Origin of the sequence: Halosubterraneus shenae (genome assembly GCF_050510935.1) — an archaeon.
Classification (GTDB): Archaea; Halobacteriota; Halobacteria; order Halobacteriales; family Haloferacaceae; genus JBDGPU01.
Window position 1 is genome coordinate 120,518 of the sequence record NZ_JBNLVO010000004.1, and the last position, 20,413, is coordinate 140,930.

The 20,413-nt window shown below is 66.6% G+C and carries 21 protein-coding genes; 8 read left to right on the forward strand and 13 right to left on the reverse strand.

Annotation, left to right across the window (positions count from 1 at the left end; translation table 11 throughout):
* Window positions 1-36: 36 nt before the first annotated feature.
* Window positions 37-1,602: an HPP family protein gene (locus tag ACQE3M_RS09690; protein ID WP_430505400.1), complete on the reverse strand. Its 1,566-nt coding sequence runs from the start codon at window positions 1,600-1,602 to the stop codon at window positions 37-39.
* 3 nt (window positions 1,603-1,605) lie between these two features.
* Entirely contained in the window at window positions 1,606-2,334 is a 729-nt protein-coding gene (locus tag ACQE3M_RS09695) for a nucleoside phosphorylase (RefSeq protein WP_430505401.1), read from the reverse strand.
* A gap of 105 nt (window positions 2,335-2,439) precedes the next feature.
* Here ACQE3M_RS09695 and ACQE3M_RS09700 point away from each other — a divergent pair, with 105 nt between their 5' ends.
* Entirely contained in the window at window positions 2,440-2,661 is a 222-nt protein-coding gene (locus ACQE3M_RS09700) for a hypothetical protein (RefSeq protein WP_430505402.1), read from the forward strand.
* Between the two features lie 60 nt (window positions 2,662-2,721).
* On the opposite strand, the gene ACQE3M_RS09705 is transcribed toward ACQE3M_RS09700, so the two are convergent.
* The gene (locus ACQE3M_RS09705; protein ID WP_430505403.1) at window positions 2,722-3,204 is read right to left on the reverse strand and encodes a hypothetical protein; all 483 of its coding nucleotides are present in this window, start codon (window positions 3,202-3,204) and stop codon (window positions 2,722-2,724) included.
* A 106-nt stretch (window positions 3,205-3,310) separates the two neighbouring features.
* Window positions 3,311-4,126 (reverse strand): DUF63 family protein, encoded by an 816-nt coding sequence (locus ACQE3M_RS09710; RefSeq protein ID WP_430505404.1) that lies wholly within the window; start codon window positions 4,124-4,126, stop codon window positions 3,311-3,313.
* Window positions 4,127-5,050: 924 nt separating this feature from the next.
* Between ACQE3M_RS09710 and ACQE3M_RS09715 the strand changes: the two genes are divergently transcribed.
* Both ACQE3M_RS09715 and ACQE3M_RS09720 read left to right on the forward strand, forming a co-directional pair.
* Window positions 5,051-5,674, forward strand: coding sequence for an adenylate kinase (locus ACQE3M_RS09715; protein ID WP_430505405.1), 624 nt, complete (start codon window positions 5,051-5,053; stop codon window positions 5,672-5,674).
* A gap of 140 nt (window positions 5,675-5,814) precedes the next feature.
* The gene (locus ACQE3M_RS09720; RefSeq protein WP_430505406.1) at window positions 5,815-6,717 is read left to right on the forward strand and encodes a DUF106 domain-containing protein; all 903 of its coding nucleotides are present in this window, start codon (window positions 5,815-5,817) and stop codon (window positions 6,715-6,717) included.
* Window positions 6,718-6,729: 12 nt separating this feature from the next.
* Here the strand turns inward: ACQE3M_RS09720 and ACQE3M_RS09725 are convergent, their stop codons facing one another.
* The 4 genes from ACQE3M_RS09725 to ACQE3M_RS09740 form a co-directional block, all read right to left on the reverse strand.
* Window positions 6,730-7,980, reverse strand: a complete 1,251-nt coding sequence (locus ACQE3M_RS09725; RefSeq protein WP_430505407.1) for an RNA-guided endonuclease InsQ/TnpB family protein — start codon at window positions 7,978-7,980, stop codon at window positions 6,730-6,732.
* Between the two features lie 161 nt (window positions 7,981-8,141).
* Complete coding sequence (locus tag ACQE3M_RS09730; RefSeq protein WP_430505408.1) at window positions 8,142-8,537, reverse strand: thioredoxin family protein; 396 nt, start codon at window positions 8,535-8,537, stop codon at window positions 8,142-8,144.
* Window positions 8,538-8,629: 92 nt separating this feature from the next.
* Complete coding sequence (gene hmgB / locus ACQE3M_RS09735) at window positions 8,630-9,967, reverse strand: hydroxymethylglutaryl-CoA synthase (protein ID WP_430505409.1); 1,338 nt, start codon at window positions 9,965-9,967, stop codon at window positions 8,630-8,632.
* A 108-nt stretch (window positions 9,968-10,075) separates the two neighbouring features.
* Window positions 10,076-10,492 carry a type IV pilin N-terminal domain-containing protein gene (locus ACQE3M_RS09740; protein ID WP_430505410.1) on the reverse strand — a complete coding sequence of 139 codons (417 nt, stop codon included), beginning with the start codon at window positions 10,490-10,492 and terminating at the stop codon, window positions 10,076-10,078.
* Between the two features lie 164 nt (window positions 10,493-10,656).
* Here ACQE3M_RS09740 and ACQE3M_RS09745 point away from each other — a divergent pair, with 164 nt between their 5' ends.
* Window positions 10,657-12,387, forward strand: a complete 1,731-nt coding sequence (locus ACQE3M_RS09745; RefSeq protein WP_430505411.1) for an Ig-like domain-containing protein — start codon at window positions 10,657-10,659, stop codon at window positions 12,385-12,387.
* Between the two features lie 5 nt (window positions 12,388-12,392).
* Here the strand turns inward: ACQE3M_RS09745 and ACQE3M_RS09750 are convergent, their stop codons facing one another.
* From ACQE3M_RS09750 to ACQE3M_RS09760, 3 genes are all read right to left on the reverse strand, one after another.
* A complete protein-coding gene (locus tag ACQE3M_RS09750) occupies window positions 12,393-12,974 on the reverse strand; it encodes a DUF2150 family protein (protein WP_430505412.1) in 582 nt (193 codons plus the stop codon).
* Between the two features lie 114 nt (window positions 12,975-13,088).
* Entirely contained in the window at window positions 13,089-13,943 is an 855-nt protein-coding gene (locus ACQE3M_RS09755) for a TatD family hydrolase (protein ID WP_430505413.1), read from the reverse strand.
* A complete protein-coding gene (locus ACQE3M_RS09760; protein WP_430505414.1) occupies window positions 13,940-14,536 on the reverse strand; it encodes an HIT family protein in 597 nt (198 codons plus the stop codon). Before ACQE3M_RS09760 ends, ACQE3M_RS09755 begins: the two co-directional genes overlap by 4 nt.
* Before the next feature lie 226 nt (window positions 14,537-14,762).
* Between ACQE3M_RS09760 and ACQE3M_RS09765 the strand changes: the two genes are divergently transcribed.
* Window positions 14,763-14,963: a DUF7835 family putative zinc beta-ribbon protein gene (locus ACQE3M_RS09765; protein WP_430505415.1), complete on the forward strand. Its 201-nt coding sequence runs from the start codon at window positions 14,763-14,765 to the stop codon at window positions 14,961-14,963.
* 181 nt (window positions 14,964-15,144) lie between these two features.
* Here the strand turns inward: ACQE3M_RS09765 and map are convergent, their stop codons facing one another.
* Together map and ACQE3M_RS09775 are read right to left on the reverse strand one after the other, a co-directional pair.
* Window positions 15,145-16,050 carry a type II methionyl aminopeptidase gene (map, locus tag ACQE3M_RS09770; RefSeq protein WP_430505416.1) on the reverse strand — a complete coding sequence of 302 codons (906 nt, stop codon included), beginning with the start codon at window positions 16,048-16,050 and terminating at the stop codon, window positions 15,145-15,147.
* 907 nt (window positions 16,051-16,957) lie between these two features.
* Window positions 16,958-17,875 (reverse strand): isoaspartyl peptidase/L-asparaginase, encoded by a 918-nt coding sequence (locus ACQE3M_RS09775; RefSeq protein WP_430505417.1) that lies wholly within the window; start codon window positions 17,873-17,875, stop codon window positions 16,958-16,960.
* 122 nt (window positions 17,876-17,997) lie between these two features.
* On the opposite strand from ACQE3M_RS09775, the gene ACQE3M_RS09780 reads away from it, so the two are divergent.
* The 3 genes from ACQE3M_RS09780 to ACQE3M_RS09790 all read left to right on the forward strand — a co-directional run bounded on the left by ACQE3M_RS09780 (window position 17,998) and on the right by ACQE3M_RS09790 (window position 20,359).
* Window positions 17,998-18,669, forward strand: a complete 672-nt coding sequence (locus tag ACQE3M_RS09780; protein ID WP_430505419.1) for a metal-dependent hydrolase — start codon at window positions 17,998-18,000, stop codon at window positions 18,667-18,669.
* A 91-nt stretch (window positions 18,670-18,760) separates the two neighbouring features.
* Entirely contained in the window at window positions 18,761-20,023 is a 1,263-nt protein-coding gene (icd, locus tag ACQE3M_RS09785; RefSeq protein WP_430505420.1) for an isocitrate dehydrogenase (NADP(+)), read from the forward strand.
* A 123-nt stretch (window positions 20,024-20,146) separates the two neighbouring features.
* Window positions 20,147-20,359: a PLDc N-terminal domain-containing protein gene (locus ACQE3M_RS09790; protein WP_430505421.1), complete on the forward strand. Its 213-nt coding sequence runs from the start codon at window positions 20,147-20,149 to the stop codon at window positions 20,357-20,359.
* The last annotated feature ends 54 nt before the right edge of the window (window positions 20,360-20,413 follow it).

The window sequence follows — 20,413 nt, forward strand, 5'->3', positions numbered from 1 at the left end:
CCGCTGGCTACCACTCGCCGTGGGGCGCTCCGCGTCCTACCGAAGCGGCCCGCGCTCGACGATGCCGAGGTCGCAGTCGACCTCGGCGAGCGTCTCGAGGTCAGCCGGCGAGAACACGGACAGTAACGGCCCGTCGCCACGCGTCGCGCCGACGAGGATCAGGTCGTAGAACCCGGCCGCTGACGCACAGAACTCCCCCGGCGACGACTCGATCACGCGCGTTTCGATGGGCGTGGTCTCGGTTTCGGCCACCCGCGCCAGCTTCTCCTCCGCCCGGCGACGTTCCCGCTCGCTGTCGATGCAGGTGCAGACGCTCACTCGGCCGCCCTCGCCCGCCAGTCGGTCGGCGAAGTCCACCATCGCATGGGCGGTGTCGCCCGGGCGGGCGATCATCACGAGGACGCGGCGCCACGACTCGTGGCCGTCGGCAGCCCGGAGCGCGACCGCGTCGACGTCGCTCTCGAACACCTGCTGCACGAAGGGCTCGGTCGCGTCCGAGAACGGCGGCACGACGAGATCACAGTTCGCCTCGCGGGCCGTGCGGCGCGTCGCCTGGAAGGGGTCGCCCGACGCGACGGCGACCTCGCAGGCGACGTCGAACTCGCGACGGAGCCGGTCCGCGGTCGCCTCCAGTTCCGTCACTCGTTGGCGGACGCCGCTCGGTAGTGACTCCGTCGCCTTGGCCCCGGGATCGGCCGCAGCCGACTCGCCCGTGTCCGACCCGGACGATTCCCTCGTGTCCGACCCGGACGATTCCCCCGTGTCCAACCCGGACGATCCCTCCCCGGCGACGGCGGCCCGTTCCGCGGCCGCCACTTCCTGCTCCGAGACGACGTCGAGGAGAACGACCTTGCCCGCGTCGTGAGCGGCGGCGAGACGCCCGCCAAAGGCCGCAAGCGCGTCGTCGACGCCCTCGACCAGGGGAACGAGCACGTGGTCGTCCGCGCGAACGGTGCCGTAGAGGAACGTCGCCCGCTGCTGGTAGACGCGGCGACGCCAGACCGAGAACGCGACGGCGACGACCGCGCCGAAGACGGTGACGCTGACGACGTACGCCCGCGGACTCGCCTGCTCGGTGACGAGGACCAGCAGCGCCGTGGAGAAGGCGGCCGGCTCCTCGACATCGAACGCCCACGTCACGACCCCGACGAGGAAGATTGCCAGCCCGGCGCTGGTCGGGGAGATCACGCCGGTCGGCGACCCGCTGACCAGGAGCGCGGCCCACCCCGAGAGCGCGCCGAGCGTCAGCCCGGCGACGAAGCGACCCGGGGAGGCGTACTCGCCCTCCGGGTTCGCGAACAGCGTGTACGCGCCCGACGCGAGCGGGGGGAACAGCAGGAAGGAGAGCTCGGCGAGCGCGTTCGAGAGCCCCGTGACGACCGCGACGAGCAGGGGGACGAACACCAGCACCGAGACGTGGAGGAGGTTCTCGGTGTTCTCCAGCCAGCGACTGGCGGCCGCGAGGCGACGCTGGTAGGACCGCCGGAGGTGCCGGCGCTGGGCCGCGAGCCAGCCCGTGGCCAGCTCCGGGTCGAACCAGGGGATCCTGTCCGTCGGTGGTTCGGCGTCGGTGCCGGACGAGTCGCCTGCGGAGTCGGACACGCGTTAGAGGTTGGTGACGGCCTCGAGCGTCAGTCGGATCGCGCGCTCGACGTTGTTCTTCGCCTTGGCGGGCAGCTCCTGTCCCTCCTCGGTCTCGCCCTTCTGGGTCCCCTCGACGAGGTTCCCGTCGACGGTACAGATGGCGCCCGCGCGGAGCCCCTTCCGACGAGCCAGCGAGAACACCGTGGCGGCCTCCATCTCGACAGCGAGCAGATTGGCGGCCTCCCAGTCGTCGACGAAGTCCTCGCTCTCGTTGTAGAACGCGTCGTCGGAGACGATTGGGCCGACGTGGACGTCCTCGCCGTGGGCCTCCGCCGCATCGACGAGCTCGGTGAGAGCCTCGTAATCCGGCACGGCCGGGTACTCGACGGACTCGTAGCGCTTGGAGGTGCCTTCCTCCTTGGCTGCGCCGGACGCGACGATCATGTCGCCGATCTCGACGTCGGACTGGAGCGCCCCACAGGTGCCGCATCGCAGGAACGTGTCGACGCCGACGCGTGAAAGCTCCTCGACGGCGATCGCCGCCGAGGGGCAGCCGATCCCGGTCGAGCAGATGGTGAGCGGCACGCCCTCGTACTCGGCGTTGACGATCTTGTACTCGCGGTTCTCGGAGACGGTTTCCGCGTCGTCACAGAGGTCGGCGATCCGGTCCACGCGGCCCGGGTCGCCGGGAATGATCGCGATATCGTGGACGTCGCCCTCCTCGACGAGCAGGTGCGGCTGTTTTGCCATATCCTATGGCTCCCCGGCACGGGCCAAAAACGGTACGATACCGGCGCTGGGAACGCCGAGCTTCCGACCGACCCTTTTTCCCAGCTTCGGGGGGAGCGAACGAGCATGGACGAACGAGATGCGGACGAACCGGACTTCGACCTCGACGAGGCGGGCGGCCCCCTCGCGATCGGCGTCGTCGCGGTCCTCGCGGGGCTCTTCGTCGCGATCCTGGGAGTTCCATTGCTCGGCCTCGCGTGGAGGCAGGCCCTCGTCGTCGGCGTGGCTGGGGGCGTCGTCGCGGCCGTCGCGGCTGCGGTCGGGTCTCGCCACGCGACGCCGGAGTGATCAGGGGACTACTGGGACGGTCACGGGACCACGGTGACGATCACGGGACCACGGTGACGATCACGGGACCACAGTGACGATCGCGGGGACGCCGACCAGCAGGACCGCGCCGAAGAGCGCGGCGGCGCGGAGCCACTGCCCGTGAATCGCCGTCGCGCGGTCCTCGTAGACACTGTCGTCGACGCGGGGGAGGACGACCGCGGTAAAAAGGAAGTAGACGAATCCGACGACGATCAGCACGGCGAGCGCGTGCGGGATGGTTCGGACGCCGCCGACCAGCCACTCGGTCGGGACGAGCGCCGCGAAGGCGAACGAGAGGACGCTGTAGAGCCCGCCGACGAGGCCGCTAGCGACGTGGTGGGCCACGACCGCGTCGCGGAAGGGTACCTCGACCGGGGACCGGCCGGTGAGGACGGCGACCCCGACTCGCGCCGGCGCGAAGCCGTCCTCCTGCTGGGTCAGGAGCAGGTCCATCACGACGCCCCCGACGAGGCCCGCCGCGACACCGACGACGACCCACCCGCCCAGCCCCGAAGCGACCATGAGTATCTTTCACCGTTTCACCCGGGGTACTTAAAACCAGTCCGCACATGTGAGCGAGACGATCGGTAGGTGTGTCCGGGGGAGCCGCACGCTTCCGGGGCCTGCCTTACCCGGCGACAGTGAACAGCAGCAGGTTGTGAACGCCCGGCCCGAGCCCCACGGCGGCGATCAGCGCGAGGAAGAGGTAGCCCTCCGTCGGGTCCTCCTCGACGTAGTCCGCGAAGAGGACGACGACCACGCCAGCGATGGCGAGTTTGACCAGGACGAACAGCCAGCCGACGCCGAGGAGCTCGGCCGTCGGCAGCGTCCCGGCGAAGTGCATGATCGCGGCCGACAGCGGCGTCTGCTCCCCGAAGCCGAGCACGTCGATCCCGACCGCCGTCGAGATCCCGTCCAGCGCGTGGGCGAACACCGCGAGCAGCCCGGCGTGCCCGGTGACGGCGACTCGCGGCACGAGGCGTTTCAGGACCCCCCACGTCGCCAGCGCGCCCGGGATCGAGATCGCCATCGCGACGCCCGGCCAGAACGGTGTCAGCGTCCCCTCCCGTGCGCCCCACCGGAGCGCGGCGAGGACCACCGGCGTGAACGCAAGAATGCCCGACGCCGCAAGGACGGTCGGTAACCGGTCGCGCGTGGCCGCCGACGCGTCGGCGCCGATCCAGATCGCGCCGACGACGGCCGCGACCGTCAGGTACACCGACGGCGTGCCGGCCAGCGGGCGGACCGGCGCCGGGAGCGCGCCGACGGAGTAGAGGACGTAGAGCCCGGACCCGACGGTCATCCACGGTGCCAGCGCGACCACGTGCCGACTGGTTACCTCCAGCGACCGCCGGGAGAGCCCGTACGCGACCCCGGCCAGCGCCACGGCCAGTACCGCGAGATACGGGAGCGGCGGCAACGCGAACCCCTCGGGCAGAATCATTACTACCCCGAAAGAGGTTCCGACTCAAAGCGTTTTGGAACAGCGACCCGCTTTTTGGATCGATCGGTGCTCCTTGATCGCGATAGCACCCAGTATTCTTTAAAAGCCCATACCGCTGCGACGGTCGTATTTATAAATAAATTCGACCATCGCTGCTTTCGACATCACTCGGTACGCCTTGAAACCCCTAGCCGCTGACCGATCGTGTTTATAAGTAAATCGGTTATCGTCGTGAGCGACACCACTCGGCATACCCAGAAAGCCCCAGCCGCTGAGGCGGTCGCGCTGCTCGCTGCGCTCCTCACCCGGCTCGCTCACTCCGTTCGCTCGCCGGGGTTCCGGTGCTTACGTCGCAGGGCGTCCCGCTCAGCGGCTGCCCCTTTCAGTCCCGCCCGGGAGTGGTGGCCGGGCGTCGCTGGCGGCGGCTGGTTTGCCGATGGCGTGCGCCGGCTTTCCGGTGTGCGGTGCAGGGCGGCCGGCGCGCCCCGACCGAGGCTGGGGAGGACTGAGGTATTGCGGTGCTGTCACGGTCGCGGTGCTGTGCGGTTGCGGTGCCGTCGCTGTCCTGGCGGACTGAAAGGGCGACGGCCGGTCGCGCCGGAGGGGAGTCGCTGAGCAGGATATCTGCGCTCTCCGCACCGCCCGCGCAGATAGGGCCTCCTCAGCGACCGCGAGCGGCCGAGGGCTTTCTGGGTGTTTGCGGTGCTGGCAAGTGTAGCAACGTCTGCACCTGTTCATCCGGGTTATAATCAAGAGCGGCCGAGAGCTTTCAAAACGTCCGCGATACTATCGAGCGCGGCAGCCGATACAGCTTCAAGACAATTTCAAAGGAACCAGCCCCACCACACACATCAAACATGTGATATAAAGCGCAGTCTTGTCGCGTATCTTCAAGGCTTTACGTGCGGCCGTCAAGACCCCTGTATGAGCCGCAATATCCTTCTGCTCGGTGCCCCCGGTGCAGGGAAGGGTACCCAGAGCAAGAAGCTGGCCGAAGAGTACGACCTCGAACACGTGACGACGGGCGACGCGCTCCGCGCGAACAAGGACATGGAAACGGAGTACGGTACGCCGCGCTCGTTCATGGAGGCCGGCGAACTCGTTCCGGACCCGGTCGTCAACGAGATCGTCAAGGTCGCCCTCGAGGAGGCCGACGGCTACGTCCTCGACGGCTACCCGCGCAACCTCGACCAGGCCGAGTACCTCGACGAGATCACCGACCTCGACGCCGTCATCTACCTCGACGTCAGCGAGGAGGAGCTGGTCGACCGCCTCACCGGCCGCCGCGTCTGCGACGAGTGCGGCGCCAACTACCACGTCGAGTTCCAGCCGCCCGAGGAGGAGGGCGTCTGCGACGAGTGCGGCGGCGAGCTCATCCAGCGCGAGGACGACACCGAGGAGACCGTTCGCGAACGGCTGCAGGTCTTCTACGACAACACGGAGCCGGTCATCGAGCACTTCCGCGAGCAGGGCGACCTCATCGAGATCGACGGCGAGGCGACGCCGGACGAGGTCTTCAACCGGATCACGGACGCGATCGAGAACTGAGCTGCTGGCGAACGACCGCCGGCAGCCGACCGCCGGCTTTTCGCGTTTCCCGATTCGCGTCCCGAACAGCCGCAGCGCCGGTCGATCGCGGGAGCAGTAACCTAAAAGGTTCTTAACGGGTGGTCGCTTACTGGCTTCCAATGAGTAAGGTCGAACGGAAAGTCCGCGCCCTCGTCGCCGACGACGAGGAGATGCGGGACGCAATCGAGGTCGTCCTCGACAACGCCGGCGACGGCGAGGTCAAGTGGGTCGACGTCCGCGACGAGATCACCAGCGGACAGTGGGGCCGCCTCATCGAGAAAGGGGTCCTCGTCGACGGCGAGTCCGGGTTTGCGATTCCGGACCGCGAGGCCGTCGAGGCGGGCCTCGAATCGCCCGCAGCCGGCAGCGAGAGCGCGGGCGGCGACGAGGACGTGCCCGAGGGTAACGACTGGACGAAGTGGGACAAGATGGCCGGGCTCGTCACGGTCAGTTTCTTCGTCGGCTACGCCTACGGGCCCGTCCGGAACGTCATCGCGGGCATCGTCGACGTGTTCTTCGGGCCGCTCATCGAGATGGTCCCGTTCTACGTCGTCGTGATGGTCGTCGCGCTCGCGACGGGACTCTACTCGACGCTGCTGCGTGCCGGCCTGATGGACATGGAGACGATGGGGAAGTATCAGGACCGGATGAAGGACATCCAGGAGCGCCGGAAGGCCGCCAAGGAGCGTGACGACCAGGAGGCCCTCGACCAGATCCAGGAGGAGCAGATGGAGGCGATGGGCGACCAGCTCGGCATGTTCAAAGAGCAGTTCCGGCCGATGGTCTGGATCATGTTCCTCACCATCCCGGCCTTCCTCTGGATGTACTGGGCGGTCGGCTTCCGCGGGAGCACGGCCCACTACGAGCTGGGCCGGCTCGTCGTCCCGCTCGCCGGCGAGGTGAGCTGGACGGCCGGCATCGTCGGGCCCATGCAGATGTGGATCGTCTGGTACTTCCTCTGCTCGATGGCGTTCACGCAGATCATCCAGAAGAGCCTCAACATCGAGATGTCGCCCTCGTGAACCGCCCTGGGGTCAAGCCCCGAGGCTTCCCGTTTCGACGACGCGACTTGCAGGAACCGACGAAGACTGGCCTCCGTCAGTCCCCACAGCGGTCGCAGTCTCCACGGGCGTGACTTCGGTCTGTCCCAGACCTAACTCCTGAAGACCGCGAGTAAGAACGTTATACGACGCATTTGCGTCTCTGTCTGCTTCAAACTCACAACTCGGACAACTGTGTTCCCGCACCCACAACGGCTTCTCCGTCTCAACTCCACACTCAGCACACTCTTTTGTCGTCCCCGCAGGATCTACTTGGACGACGTGCGTCCCATACAGGTCGCCCTTGTACTGCAGCATCTCGATGAAGCCGCGCCACGCGGCGTCTTGCTTGTTCCGAGCGTTTCCACGCTGTTGAAGCATCCCTGAGACGTTCAAATCCTCCACGAACACGGCGTCATACGTCTTGACGAGCCATGTCGTGAGTTTGTGCTGGAAGTCCTCGACCTTTCGCTTGATTCTGCGCTTGATTTTGGCGGCTTCCCGGCGTTGTTTTTCCCAGTTGTTGCTACCGTGTTCCTTGCGGGAGAGACTGCGCTGTTCACGACGCAAGCGGTCGTACTCGTCGGAGAGATTGAGCCAGTCCACGCTATCGCCGTCATTCGTGTAGATGTAGTTCTGGATGCCAAGGTCGATACCAACGCAGTCCCCAGCATCCAAGTCATTCACGTCGGGTTTCTCTGGGAGTGTGGCGTCCTCGACTTCCAGGCCGAACGTGACGTACCACTCACCCGTCGTCTCCTTTTTCAGCGTGACTTCTTTGATAATGGCGTTGTCGGGAATTTCGCGGTGGTAGCGGATGGGGATGTCACCGATTTTGGAGAGCCATAGTGTCGCGTGTCGGTCACTCGTGTTTTTGAGTTCGAAGCCGGACTGCGAGTACGTCATGCTCTGGTATTCCCTTGGCGACTTCCACTTGAGCCATCCGACGTTGTGACCGTTCTGCTTCTTCTCAGAGAGGTTCGAGAGGTTGTCGTAGAAGCGTTCGACGGTCTTCTGCAACGCCTTCGAGTGGACTTCAGAGAACACGGGCCACTCGTCCTTCCACTCGGTAAGCCGTTTCTGATGTTGGTACACCGACCCGATGTTGTCTTCGTCGATGTCTAGGGCGGTGTATTCGGAGCGGGTATGGTTGTAGGCTTGGCGGTGGATGTCGATGTGGCGTTCCACTTCCGCAGCCACACCTGTTCGGTCGGGATAGGCGCGGAAGCGGTAGTCGTACCACATCTCAGTACCGTTATTATCGGCGTGTTTCTACTTAATAGTTAATGTCATCAACTTTCGGATTCAACCCCAGGGTCAAGCCCCCGGGCATTTTCCTTGCACTTCGATAAATCGGCGACCGATTCTTTCTCGTTCTTTTTAAATCCGCAGGCAAGGAGCGCCGGCTACGCTTCCGCTTCGGCGTCGCCGTCGGCGTCCGGCACCGCGTCCGCCGGCACGCGCTCGGGAACGTGCTCGCGGATCATCGACAGGACGCCCTCGACGCCGACGAAGCCGTCGGCGATCCGGTCGACCTCCTCGCCGTCGACGAAGAGGATGAGCGTCGGCACGCTCCGGATGTCGTGTTCGTCGACGAGCTCGATGTCGTTGCCGGGGTTCAGCGTCGCGACCTGCACGTCGGCGACGCGCGCGACGTTGCCGACGACCGGCTCCAGCGCGTCACACAGCGAGCAGCCCTTGGTCCAGAAGTCGACGAGGGCGACGTCCTCCTCTTCGAGCAGCGCCGCGAGATCGTCGCCGTCCTCGAGCGTTACGGGGCGCTCGTCGGTTGTTTCAGTCATACGCTCACTACGCGGTCGACACTGAAAAGTGGACACCTCCGACCCCCGAGGACTACCGAACTGCGAACCGCGAACCCGCGGCAGTTGCCGGGTTACTCCGCGAACTCGTACTTGCGCTCGTTCATGCGGCCCCAGCCGGTGAAGACGAACTCGCCGTCGGGCGCCGTGAACTCCTCGACCTCGACGTCCTTGTCGTAGTCGTGGACGTTGTGGACCTGCTCGTACTCGTCGAAGGTGAGGTCGTAGCGGGACTCGAGCTGCTCGTCGATGTTCAGCGCCTCGACCTCCTCGCGCCAGCCGTCGGCGACGACCTCCGAGTGGATCTCGGCCTGCGCGCCGGAGCCGTAGGAGGCGACGAGGAGCTTCTCGCCGGCGAGGTCCCGGTCCGTCTCCGCGGCGTGCCGGAGCGCGCTCGCGCGGGCGATGTGGACGGAGCCGGTGTACCAGTTGCCGACGTTCCGCGAGAGCTCGAGCGTGGGCTCGACGGTCCCCGCGTACCAGTTCTGGTAGAGGTCCGTCGCCTTCAGCTCGTCCATGTACTCGCTGATGGCCTCCTCGTAGGCGTCGCGGTCCTCGTAATCCTGCTCGCGGGGCTGCCGACCGATGGTCTCCGCGAGGTCGTCCTCGACGGGCGTGTTCCGGACGAGGCGCCGATACGCGAACAGGCCGGCCTTCCGGACCATCCCCGGGAAGGGGGTGTGGAACGGGCTGTACGCGAAGTCGTCGGGCTCGATCTGGCCCGCGATCGACTCGTAATCCTCCCAGGCCTCGCGCATGCGGGCGAGGTACACCTGCATCGAGCGCTTGCCGTCGACGGACGGGAACTGCTGGTTCGGCTTCAGGAAGTCCGTCTCGTCCATGCTGCCGTACCCCTGGTCGCCCGTCAGCTCGAGGACGTCCGGGTCCTCGTCGATGAGCAGGGCGACCGCGCCCGCACCCTGGGTCGCCTCACCGGGGTCGCCGCGCTCGTACAGCGCGGTATCGGTGGCGACGACGAGGGCGGCCTTGTCGCGGTTGCGGCCCGCCTTGATCCAGTTGTACGCGTCGTCGATAGCCTGCGTGCCGGCGACGCAGGCGAACTTGCGCTCGCCCTTGTTGGCGTGCCGGAAGTCGCCGTCGTACACCTGCTCGAGGCAGCCGGCGATGTACGTCGACACCGGCTTCGAGTGGTCGAACGCGGACTCCGTCGCCACGTCGATCCGGCCGACGTCCTCCGGCGAGAGGTCCTTCCGGTCCATCAGCCGCTTGGCCGCGTTCGCGCCCATCGTCACGATGTCCTCGTAGACGTCCGGGAACGAGGACTTCTCGAGGCCCAGCCCCTTCGTGTACTTCTCCGGATCGTCGCCCTTCACGGGCGCGAACGTGTTCGGCAGGTCGAGTTGCAGCTTCCCCGTCCAGATCTCCATGGCGTCGATGCCGACAGCTGTCATACACGGTTGTTCACGAAGGGGGCTTATGGGCTTGTCGATGAGATGGTACGTCGATCGTCGAAGCCCCGTTTCCGCCCCTGTCACCGGACGAAATCGGGGCGGTCCCGATCAGCCCGCGACGACCGTCCCGCGATAGACGACGCTGTTGCTCGGATCGTGGACGAGAACGACCGTGACCTTCTCGTCCGGGTTCGGGTCGATCCCGAGCGTGGTCCAGGCCGCCGTCCATCGGTCGGCGACGGTGAAGTCCCCGGTCGAAATGGAGCCGTCGGCGAACGCCGCGCGTCCCTCGTCGGTTCCGTTGCGAACGACGAGCCGGAGTTCGTCGACGGCGATCGGTTCGCCGGCCACGTGAGTCAGTTCAAGCGTTGTCGCATTGGCGGTCGCGTTGACCTCCGCGGTCGGCTTCGCGGGCTGGTCGAAGCTCAGGAAGAGGACGGAGCCGATGGTGCTAACGCCGATAACGACGATGGCGACGAGGAGGATGGTCCCGACGATCTCCGATTGCGCCCGCTCGGTCTGCACGGACGAACGGTCGCGGGCCGGCTACAAAAATCACCGCCCGGAGAAATCACCGCCCGCAGAAATCGCCAGCCGAGTAAATCGGCGGCCGAGTTCCCGCCGGAGCCGTCGGTGCGGGGTCGAAACGCGGGCAAGACCTTTTAGCGCCCGCTGGCCATCTACCGACAATGGACTTCCGCGGCGACGACCGAGCGCAGGCGCTGCAGGTCGGCGCAATACTGCTGTTCGGGTTCCTCATCCTCGGCCTCTCGCTCTATCAGGCGACCATCGTGCCTAACCAGAACCGCGGCGTCGAGTTCAACGCGTATCAGGATGCAGCGTCGGACCTGACGGAACTCAGGAACGACGTGATCGCCGCGGCGAGCAAGGACACGACGACCGGAACCAACGTCCGCACGGGGGCGGCGTACCCCTCCCGGTCGGTGTTCATCAACCCGCCACCGCCGATCGGGGAGTTGCGCACGACCGAACCCCGGAACGTCACCCTCGAGAACGTCACCGCCGTCGACGGCGAGTCGGCCAACACGGAACTGTACGTCGAGAACGCGATGGCAGGGCGCAACTACAGCACGCGCGACGTGCGCTTCACGCCCGACTACAACGTCTTCGACGGCCAGCCGATGGTCGTCACCGGCCAGGGGGCGTACCGCTACACCTCGGACGACGGCGGCCAGTTCCTCCCCATGACGGGGCAGACGCTCCTTCAGGGCGACCAGCTGAACCTCGTGTTCATCGATGGCGACCTCAGCGCGCAGGGGTCGACGACGACGGTCACGACGGAGCCGGTGAGCGCGTCGACGCGAACGGTCACGATCACCGGCGACGGCAGCGACATCACGCTCCGCCTCGGGACGCCGCCGGGAATCACCGCAGAGACCTGGGTCAACCGAACCGGCGAGCGACTGAACGCATCGAACCCCCGCGTACTCGACGTCGAGCCCGAGGGCAACCGGATCCGAATCGTTCTCGACGGGAGCGAGACGTACAAGCTCAAACTGGCCAAGGTCGAGGTTCGCGAGGAGAACGACGTGAGCGTCGTCGGCGACACGACCGCGGAGTACGTCGTCACCGACTCGCCCGCGACCCAGACCATCCAGCGCGGCAGTCGCACCGAACTGACCGTCGAGGTCCGCGACGAGTTCAACAACCCCGTCGCCGGCGAGCAGGTGACGTTCACGCGCGACCGCGGCGAGTTCGTCCTCGACGACGGGACGAAAACGAGTACGACGACCGTCACGACGAACAGCGAAGGGAAGGCGACCGTGGTCTACTCCGCGACGAACGGCGACGACGCCATCGAGGCCGGGAGCGTTACCGTCGACGCGAGCATCGGCGGCGCGAGCTATCAGACCGCGACGTTCGACATCGGTGTGACGGACTCGGGCGGTGGGTCCAGTTTGAACTTCGGAAACCTACAGGTTCTCAGCGGTGTTCCAGGCGGCCCGGATAGTGGTGACACGGGAGTCGTGCTCGACATCCGCAACAGCGGTACAGAAAATATCAATATCACTGGCATATCTATAAATAAAACAGACCATGGTGCCGTCCAACTCGCGGAAAGCAATGATACGACGGAGGGTCGCTGGAACCGAGAAGTATTCATCAACGTCAATAATACCGACCCGGACACGAAGGAACCAGACGATGGCTACTACGAGGATCCGGATAATGAACTTCCGTTCGGAACGAAAGCCGAGTTAAGTTCGGGTGCTGGAGAGAATGCAACAGTAGGGGCCGGCGAATCGGGGACGATTTACCTGTTCGAATTTGAGGGAACCGACGAAAAAGGAAAGGACATTAAAGCGCTCTCGATGGACGGCCACTACCTCAAACTCACAATTTATTATGAGGTCGGCGGCGAGCAGAAGTCGCTTACGACGACCGTCTTCGTCTTCTAACCGCTCTACTCCTCTTCTTCGACGACTTCCGGGTCCTCCATCGCAGACTGGAGGGAGTCGAGGCCGTTGACCCACTCGGAGACGAGGCCGTACTCGAGCTCGTCGACGAGGTCGATGTCGAGCTTCGCGCCGTCGATGATGCGCGTGCCGGCCTGCACGAGGTAGCCGAGCGCCGCGTCGAGGTCCTCACCCTCCTCGGCGTCGGCGGCCGCGCGGACGAACTCGTCCACGTCGCCCTCGGAGACGCCGCCGACAATGTACTCCTCCGCGGAGTAGAAGACGGGCACGAGCGACGTCTGGACGCCGTCGATGAGCATGAGCTTGTCCTCGTTCTCGAAGTCGACCTCGGCGAGGACGATGTCGCGGACCTTCTCCAGCTCGTCGAGTGCGCGGTCCTCGTCGATGGTGCCGTCGTCGTAGGCCGCGATGATCTTCGCGACCGCGATGGCGGCGTCGTCCTGCAGATTCAGGAGCAGGCGCGCGGACTCCTCGTTCTCGGGATCGAGCTCTTCCTCCTCGACGCGGTCGAGCCAGTTCTGCCAGCGTTCCTCGGTGTAGAACGTCTCGACGGCCTCGTCCTCAGTCATGTGCAAAACGTCTCCCGGCCTACTCAAATGCCTTTCCTATCCGCGAGCGCCGAGAGAGTGGCTCGCACCCCCGGAGGCGACGACCACATACGCCAGCGCGCACGCCCGGATTGCTCACTCGTCGAGGGTCGCTTCCGTGTCGATCCCGTAGACGTCGCGGGGGGTCTCGACGTGGGCCCTCCGGACGGCGTCCTCGTACCCCTCCTCTAAGAGCCAGCGCACGCGACGCGGGACCGTCTTCGGCCCCAGCACGGCGCCCGGCTTGTCCGGGTCGTCGACGAAGTCCGTCTCCATGAGGAACGGCTCGTCGCGCTCGGCCGCGCGCTCGAGCCGGTCCTTCTCGCTCATCACGCTCGGCGTCGGGCCCGCGAGCTTGCCGGCGGCGTAGTGCTTGACGACCTGCGTGCGCGAGAGCCCCCGTTCCTCCGCCCACTCCGCGATCTCGGTCAGGTCCTCGCTCGCCTCGGTGTGAAGCTGGACCGCGCAGTCGTGGTCCGCGCCGAGCGCGAAGGCGTGGCGCATGACCTCGTTCGAGGCCGCCCAGACCGCGTCCGTGACCTCGTAGTGCGGGCGCCCGGACTTGAGCGCGAGCGCGCGCCCGTCCGCGACGTACTCGGCGGCAACCTCCAGGCCGCCCTGCATCAGGTCGCGCGCTTCCTCGGGAGCGAAGCCGCGCTCGTCGACGAGGCGGCTGACGAGCCCGGGATGGACGCCGAGGACGGGCCACGCACGACCGGGGAGAACCTCGGTGGCGTCCGCGACGGCCGCGATGGTTTCCTCGAAGACGACCCGGAAGTCCTCGGGCTCGTCGGCCTCGACGCCGAGGTGCCAGGAGGGTTTGTTGACGACAAGCAGGTGCGTCCCGCCGACGCGGGCGAAGTCCTTCACCGCCTCGATCCCGCGACCGTGCCGCGGGTCGAGGTGCAGGTGGTTGTCCAGCACCGGGGTCGGAAGCGTGCCGTCGCTCATGCGTCCTCGGTAGCGTCGCGATCGGCAAAGGAGACGCGGACTGCGGTCGCCGGTTCCGATTCGTCGGCTTCGCCGCCTTCGCCGGCTTCGTCGACCGCACAGTCGAGCCCGCGGAACGACTCGTGCAGGCGGTCGTACGTGCGCGCGACGGCCTCGACGATCACCTTCGTGTCGCTGATGACGGGCATGAAGTTCGTGTCGCCGCCCCAGCGCGGGACGACGTGCGTGTGGACGTGGTCGTCGACGGAACCGCCGGCCGCGCTGCCGCCGAGGTTCATCCCGGTGTTGAACCCTTCGGGGCCCATCGCGCCGCGCATCGCCTCCATCGTCGCGGCCTTCAGCTGGCCATGTTCGAGCATCGTCGCGTCGTCGAGCGCACCCCACTCGCCAGTATGGTCGTACGGGATGACCATCGCGTGACCTGGGTTGTACGGATAGTTGTTCAGGAGGACGAAGTTGTGCTCGCCGCGCGCGACGATGCGGGAGTCGACGTCGGCGTCGCGGTCGGGAAGCACACAGAACGGGCAGCCCTCGACCGGCTCCTCCTCGCGTTCGACCCAGTCGATCCGCCACGGTGCGAACAGCTCGTCCATGTCCATACTGGCCGCCGGCTCGTCTTGAATCCCGCCCTTGCGGGCTCCGACCGGGAACAACTATTGATCGTATAAATGGGTATTCCCAGAGGGCCGCGACTAGCTATGGACATCCAGAGGAATACTGATCGGATCGGCGGAAAAGGCGTAGAAAGTCGACTGACGAACCAAAACTGTCGGGTTAGTTATGCGAGTCTTTATCGCCGCATTGGGTGTATCGTGCTATATGGCAACGCAGCCCACAGACTCTGACAGCATCCGGGAGCAGTGCCCCAGCTGTGGTGGGAACACTCCGCACGAGGTCCGGGTGGAGATCCGGACCGAGAGCAGGAAGGACGAAAACGTGGCGTTCTCGCGGGAGCCGTACCGCATCGCGGTGTGTGAGGAGTGCGGCGCGGAGACGGCGACGCGGATGAACAACGCGTAGGTGCGCAACAACGACAGCCTACCGGCCGCCAGCGTGGACTGCCGGCCGCCAGGGTGAACTGCCGAGCAGCTCGAGTCGCGGCCGAACTGAACGCCGGCTCGTCTGGAGCCTTGCTCGGCTGGAGCCTTGCCCGGCTGGACCTACCCCGGCTGGGCACCGCCATGCTCGGCGGTCGAACCGATCAGTCGAAGTCGTGGATGCCGGCCGTCGTGACCTCCACACCGTCCTCCGTTACGAGCAACGTGTGCTCTGCCTGGCTCACGAGCGTCCCGCTGTCCTCCTTCAGCACCGGGTAGCCCTTGACGACGTTCTGGCGCTTCAGGCGTCGCAGTGCCATGTCGGCGCCGTCGACGTCGAGCCAGCGCGCCGCGAACGGGAGTCCCTCGAACTCCTCGATCTGTTCGAGCGCCTGGCGCGCGCGGCGGTCGCGGACGCTCTTCTCGCGCTGGAGCTCGTAGATCTCCTCGGTCGTCCCCTCGCCGACCTTCCCGTTCCCGTCCGTCGCGAACGGCTCGATGGCGACCGCGTCGCCGACTTCCAGCTCGACGGAGCGGTCGACGCCGCGGTTCGGGACGTTCGGCCCCGTGTGCGCGTCGTACTGCTCGACGCCGTGCCCGGAGAGGTTGAGCACGGGCGTGTAGCCGTAGCCGCGGATGACGTCCTCGATCGCTTCGCCGATGGTGCCGACCTCGACGCCCGGCCCGGCCTCGTCCAGCGCGGCCTCGAGCGCCTGCTCCGACGCCTCCGCGAGTTCGGTGTTGCCGGTGAAGTCCACGGTGACGGCGGCATCGGCGATGTAGCCGTCGACGTGGACACCGATGTCGAGACAGACCATGTCCTCGCCGAACTCCGTGTCGTCGTCGACGCCGGGGGTCGCGTGTGAGGCCTCCTCGTCGATGCTGATGTTGACCGGGAACGCCAGCCCGGCGTCCTGCTCGCGGACGTAGTCCTCCGCCCACTCGGCGACCTCGAGGTGGGTCACGCCCGGCTCGATCATCTCGCGCGCCTCGTTCATCGTCTCCACGAGGATCTCTCCCGCCTCCCGATAGCTCTCGACCGCGTGGTCGTCGAGGGAACCGTCACTCATGCGCGCTGGTTGGCGGACGGTTCGGAAAGAGGTTGCGGGTATGGGTCGTTTGGGTGTGAACTGGTGGTGTTGTTGGACTGCACTTTGACGTTCGAATTCGAGATGTCTCGACGGCCGTCGATCGCTATCGCTTATAAATCGGATGTGATTGTGTAGACGTTGCTCCACTGGGTCAGAGTAGCGGGAACGTCCTCGGCCGCTCTTGCTTATAAACTGTATGAACAGGTGCAGACGCTGCGACACTTGACAGCACCGCAGACACCCCGAAAGCCCTCGGCCGCTCGCGGTCGCTGTCCTCGAAAATCGGAGATTTTCGGGCTCCGAGAAATCTTCGATTTCTCGCGAAGCGACATATCCGCGCCTCTCGGCACCGCCCGGCGCGGATAGGGGTCGGCTCAGCGACTCCGTTACACCGCGACCGGCCGTCGCCCTTTCAGTCCGCCAGGACCGCACTGCCCCGCAACCGCACGGCACCCTGACTGCACAGCAACCGCAAGCCTCTGCCCTCCCCAGCCTCGGCCGGGGCGCGCCGGTGCCGCACCGCATCGGCGCGCCACCGGCCTCCCTCGCACGCGTTGCTCGCGCGCGCCGACCGCCCCCGATCCGCACACCGGAAAGCCGGCGCGCGACGACGGAGAGCCAGCCGCCGTGAACGACGCCCCGGCCACCACTCGTGGGCGGGACTGAAAGGGGCAGCCGCTGCGCGGGACGCCCTGCGACGCTAGCACCGCAATCCCGGTGAACGAGCGACCGCAGGGAGCGAGTGAGCCGGGTGAGGAGCGCAGCGAGCAGCGCGACCGCCTCAGCGGCTGGGGCTTTCGAGGCATGCTGAGTGGTGTTGCGGGCGACGCAACTGTCTCTATTTATAAGCACTCAAAATCTCAGAACCGCCGAACCCACAAACGACTCAGAAGTCGGCGGCGACGCTCGTCTGCATCCCGTCGGTGTTGAAGGCGCTGCCCGCGCCCTCGTCGTCAAGGACGATGATGCCGGCGCCCGACCCGGTGATCTCGCCGAACTCGTCCATCGCGCGGTCGGCAGCTGCCTGGGCGGAGAGGCCCTCCTCCATGTGCCGGACGGCGCGCCGCGTCAGGGTGACGCGGGCGATGTCCTCGCCGGCGCCCGTCGCGCTCGCGCCGCCGGCCGGGCCGCAGTAGAAGCCGGAGCCAACCTGGGGGACGTCGCCGACGCGGCCCGCCAGCGCGAAGGAGCGGCCGCCGGTCGACGTCGCCGCGGCGAAGGTGTCGCCGTCGTACGCGACGGCACCGACGGTGTCGTGATCGGGTGCCTCCTCCTTCGACGCACTACCTGCACCATTGCCGGTGCCACCCGCCTGGTCGCTGCCGGAGCCGAAGCGCGTCTGGAGCCAGTCGAGGTGTTCGCGCGGGCCGCCCTCCGGCGGGTTCTCCTCCTCGTACCGGTTCCGGGTCTTCTCGGTCATGAGGTCGACGCCCGTCTCGACGCCGTACTCCGCGGCGAGGTCGACGGCGTGCTCGCCGGAAACGAAGACGTGCGGCGTGTTCTCCATGACGACGCGCGCGGCCGAGATCGCTTTCTCGACGCCCGCCATCGAGCTGACAGCGCCGATCTCCCGATCCGAGGTCATCACGCCCGCGTCCGTGCGGACGACGCCATCGGACTGGACGGCGCCGCCGATCCCGGCGTTGAACCGCTCGGAGTGTTCGAGGACGTTGAGCGACGCCTCCACGGCGTCCAGCGGCGTCGATGCGACCGATCCGGCCTCGGCGGCCTCGTCGAGTACTGCCTGTCGGGGCTCGGGTTCGTCCGGCGTGCTGCCCGCGCCTCCGTGGACGATGACTCGCATACGTGGTCGCTCTCCGGGACGAGTGATAAGGCCGTGGGAACCGGACGAGAAGGACGGGCTCCGGACCCGGGCACTGACAGGCCGTAACAAGGGCTTAAGCCTGCTCACCACTAGCTCCTGCCATGCCATCCACTCTCGTCCACGTCGGGTTCGCGGCGCTCATCGGGACGGCGCTGCTCGCCGACCGCTTCGACGCCAGGGCGCTCCTCGTCGTCCTCGCGTTCGCGGTCCTCCCCGACCTCGACACCTTCGTCGGTCTGTGGCTGTTCGAGGGCGGCCACCGAACGGCGCTGCACAACCTCGTCCTCCCGACCGTGCTCCTGGTCGGCGTCTGGGCGGACGCGCTCCGTGGCAGGGACTCGATCCTCCGCTCGCGCTGGGGGCCTGGCGCCTATCGGGTCGCCTGGGTCGGGATCCTCGGCGGCTGGATCGTCGCCGGCGTGCTGCTGGACGCCCACCACAACGGCGCCAACCTGCTGTGGCCGCTCCACGACGAGTACATCGACCTTTCCGGACACCTGCTGATCTCCGACCAGCGCGGCATCGAGCAGACGTTCGTCTCCTTCGAGTCCGGTGCCGACGGCGGGACGACGGTCGCCGACAGCGACTCGAAGGGTGCCTCGACCGAGACGCATTACTACACGGGCGCCGACCCCGGGCCCGACGCGGAGCCCGACGCCGAACGGTGGTTCTACCTCTTCGACCGCGGCGAGTTCCTGCTGCTGGCGCTCTCCGGGTACCTCTCCGCCGGGTGGCGACTGTACGAGGAACGGACGCCGGACCTCCCCGCGTAACCGGCGAAATCGACCGCTTCACCCCCGATTCGCCGCGTCGTTTTCGGAAAGCGGTACTCACTTTAGGAGGGTACGAGAAGTCCGACGCGCTATGAGCTACGACAAGGTTGACGTTCCCGAAGACGGCGAGCGCGTCGAACTCGCCGACGAGGAAACCGGCGAACTCGACGTACCGCAGAATCCCATCGTGCCGATCATCCACGGTGACGGTATCGGCACCGACGTCGGGCCCGCCGCACAGAAAGTTCTCGACGCCGCCGCGGAAGCGACTGGCCGTTCTATTGCCTGGATGCGTGTCTACGCCGGCGAGTCCGCCCGCGAGATGTACGGCGAGAACCTCCCCGAGGACACCGTCTCCGCGATCCGCGACCACCGCGTCGCGATCAAGGGCCCGCTGACGACGCCCGTCGGCGCCGGCTTCCGCTCGCTCAACGTCGCCCTCCGGAAGACGCTGGATCTCTACGCCAACGTCCGGCCGACCTACCACCTCGACGGCGTCCCGTCGCCCGTCAAGGAGCCCGAGGCGATGGACATGGTCACATTCCGCGAGAACACGGAGGACGTCTACGCCGGCATCGAGTGGGAGGCCGGCACCGACGAGGTCGAGCAGGTCCGCGAGTTCCTCGAGGACGACATGGACGTCCCGGACGTCATCCACGACGGCCCGGTCGGCATCGGCGTCAAGCCCATCTCCGAGTTCGGCTCGAAGCGCCTCATCCGCGAGGCCATCGACTACGCCATCGAGCAGGACCGCGACACGGTCACGCTGGTCCACAAGGGCAACATCATGAAGTTCACCGAGGGGGCCTTCCGCGACTGGGGCTACGAGGTCGCCGAGGAGGAGTACGGCGAGGACGTCATCACCGAGGACGAGCTGTGGGAGGAGTACGACGGCGAGCAGCCCGACGGCACCATCGTCGTCAACGACCGCATCGCCGACAACATGCTCCAGCAGCTCCTCACGCGCACGGACGAGTACGACGTCATCGCGACGATGAACCTCAACGGCGACTACATGTCCGACGCCGCGGGCGCGCAGATCGGCGGCCTCGGCATCGCGCCCGGCGCCAACTACGGCCACGGTCGCGTGCTCGCCGAGCCGGTCCACGGCTCCGCGCCGAAGTACGCCGGCGAGGACAAGGTCAACCCGACCGCGATGATCCTCTCCGGCCGCGAGATGCTCGATTACCTCGGCTGGGACGAGGCCGCTGACCTCGTCCGCGATGCCGTCGAGGAGACCATCGCCTCCGGCAAGGTCACCTACGACCTCCACCGCCAGATCGAGGGCGGCGAGAAGCTCGCGACGAGCGAGTTCGCCGACGCCGTCGTCGACAAGATCGACGAGCTGGCGTAGACGGGTTCCCCCTCGACGCCGACAGGAATCGACCCAGTTCTTCGAACCCCGGCTCGCGCCGGTCGACCCTTTTGCCGTTCTTTTCGGCGGAAGACTCATCGGGCCAGCCCGAGAGATCCATCCATGCTATCCGCAATCCTCCTCCAGCCCGGGCCTGGCATCCTCACGTCGGTGTTTGGCCTGCTGTCGTTGCTGGTTCACGTGGCGATGATCCTCTGGACCTACTCGGACGCCGGGAAGAACAGCAGCCATCCGGCGGTGCTCTGGGCACTCATCGTCCTGTTCGCGCCGCTCATCGGGTTCGTCCTGTACTTCGTTATCGGCCGGAACCGGTAGGACCGCGGCGACGGAATCAGGACAGTGCCGACAGCCGAGCGCGACGCCTCCTTT